This window comes from Anoxynatronum buryatiense (genome assembly GCF_900182905.1).
Taxonomy (GTDB): domain Bacteria; phylum Bacillota; class Clostridia; order Peptostreptococcales; family Tindalliaceae; genus Anoxynatronum; species Anoxynatronum buryatiense.
Window position 1 is genome coordinate 1 of record NZ_FXUF01000038.1, and the last position, 2340, is coordinate 2340.

The 2340-nt window shown below is 50.4% G+C and carries 2 protein-coding genes; both read right to left on the reverse strand.

The genetic code is table 11. The features are described from left to right. Window positions 1-126 precede the first annotated feature (126 nt). Complete coding sequence (gene istB / locus QOL74_RS18295) at window positions 127-897, reverse strand: IS21-like element helper ATPase IstB (protein ID WP_283410948.1); 771 nt, start codon at window positions 895-897, stop codon at window positions 127-129. Continuing rightward, the coding region (locus QOL74_RS18300) for a hypothetical protein (protein ID WP_283410949.1) at window positions 894-2340 on the reverse strand (1447 nt) is incomplete at its 5' end. The genes QOL74_RS18300 and istB, both read right to left, overlap by 4 nt.

Consider the following 2340-nt stretch of genomic DNA (forward strand, 5'->3'; position numbering starts at 1 on the left):
CCGCAGCCATCTTTTAGCTGTGCTGAGGGTTGACTGAACATTGCTCCGCGGTCATGATTACTTGAATCAACCAGCTCATCCAATGCGCGTCCGTAAAGACGCATTTACGCATTGAAGTGGTCGCCACTATGCGAAAAAATCCGGGTGCTTGAGGCGGTAAGATTCACCCTTGAGGGAAAAGCATTTCGCCCGATGGAGGATCCTGTCCAGCAAGGCTGTTGTCAGCACCGGGTCACCCATCATTTCAGCCCAGTCAGTGATTTCTTTGTTGGTGGTAAACACCAGGGAGGATGTCTCGTAAGTATCGCTGATCAACGTAAAAAATCGGTTGGCCTGGCTCCTTGAGATTGGGGTATAGCCAATTTCATCAATGATTACCATCTGAGCCTTTTTGATGTTTCTAAGCCGAAAACCAGCGCTTCGTTCCGTCTCTGACTGATCAAGGATTTTGATCAGGTTAACCATCCGCTCGAAGCAGACGGTGTACCCACTGTTGATGGCCACCAGGCCAAGACCGACGGCGATCATGGTTTTGCCCAGTCCTGGAGGGCCGGCAATGACAATGTTGCCGCAGCTGTCGAGCCAGGTGAGTTCTTTCAGGTGCTTGAGCTGACTGTCCGTCATGCCTGAGGCAAGCTCCTGGGGATCAAATTCTTCCAGGGGCCGCTGGTTCGGCGGGAAATGGGCTGCCGCGTAATTGCGTTTTCGGCGGCGTTCATTGCGTCCCTTCACTTCAGTCTCTAACAGCTCCAGTAAAAACGCCCGATGGGAAGCTTCTTCATGATCCGCTTTTTCCAGCAGATCGGCCAGTTGTTTGGACGAATGCTTCAGGGTAAAGGATTCAAGCAGTGCGCTTAGTCGTTGCAAGGGGATGTGATCTGTCGCCTTAGTCATCATAGACCGCACCCCTCAGTGCCGCAGCGGTCCAGGAAGGCTTTTTTGTAAAGGCTCATCTCCTGGGTTTGCACATCATTGAACTCCACAAGGCCAGGTGCGGTGCGCCCTGCCTTGACCAGCTGATACACCACTTTGAACTGGGAGAACTGGTATTTTTGATCCCTGCAGCACTGGTCCATGACCTGAGAGACAAGTTCCCGTTCAGGTTTCTCTAAATTAAGGAACCGCTCAATGGCAGACAGCTGTTGGTAAAGGTGCCGTGGATTCTCTCGTTTGTAGCCATTGATGAACTGTTGGAAGGCATAACAGCTCCATTGACGCCTAAGGCTTTCCACCACGCTTACCCAGTCAGTCGAGGGTTCCTTGCGGTGTTCTTCCAGTCGGTTGACGCTGCCCCGGCATTCATTGACAGCGTGCTGGCACAGGTACTTTTTGTCTGAGTCGTAAAAGTAAAGTGTGTTGTTCACGGCTTTGTAATAAATCGTTGAGAAGCACCGTGACCTGGGCAGTGAGTATTTGGATGATTTGTACTGTACGTAGGGTGTTGAGTGAATCTCCACTGGTGTATAGCTGGACGGTGAATTTTCGTAAAAGGAATCAGCTATGGGTTTCAAACTGTCTTTTTCCACGGCGTCGAAGACATCGAGGGGGATGCGGAAAGTGGCCTTGTGAATACGCTGGTTTTTCCGTTCAACCCAGCCTGGCAGTGATTTCCACACATCGTCGATGGAGGTGATGTTTCTGGCACTAAAGAAGTTTTTCTTCACAAAACCCACCACGTTTTCAATGGGGCCTTTGCTTTCAGGATCCGCTTTGTTGCACACCCAGAGTTTCAGTTCTTGTTCCGTGCAGAAATCGCCGAATACCCGTGTTTGAATCACTTCGCCGTAGGTTTCACTGGCGATGAACACGGCGTCCTGGTCGATGACAAGCTGTGAAGGACGTCCACCCAGTTTGCAAAAGGCTCTGTAGATGGCCCTGCATGCTTCTTCAGCGTTGTAGGCATGATCCTGTGCCCCTACATGAATGATGCGGCTGTAGCGCAGCAGCAGGCAGATGAAATGGATCACCACACCTGAGCCAACCCGCTCCTGCCCAAAATCGATGAGCATCTGATCCCCTGGCGGTGTGTCAAAGACATGGTCATAGATCCGCCGGTTTTCTGGCTCTTTCTCAATGATACCACTCTCTATCAGGTGATGAACGTAATTACGCAGTGTCTGGTCATTGCCGGGTAGTGATTCATAGTCGCCATTTTCAACAAATTTTTCCAGCAACACGTCGTAGATGGAGCTTACGTAGTAATTCTTATTGCAGTTATTGCGGATGATCTCAATGATGGCTGATCGAAAGGGCTCTTGGTCGAATACTTTGTCTTTGATTAGGTTCTGGTGGGGTACTTCCGGTAGTGTGTTCATGTTGTAGTACTTCCGGATGGTTGGC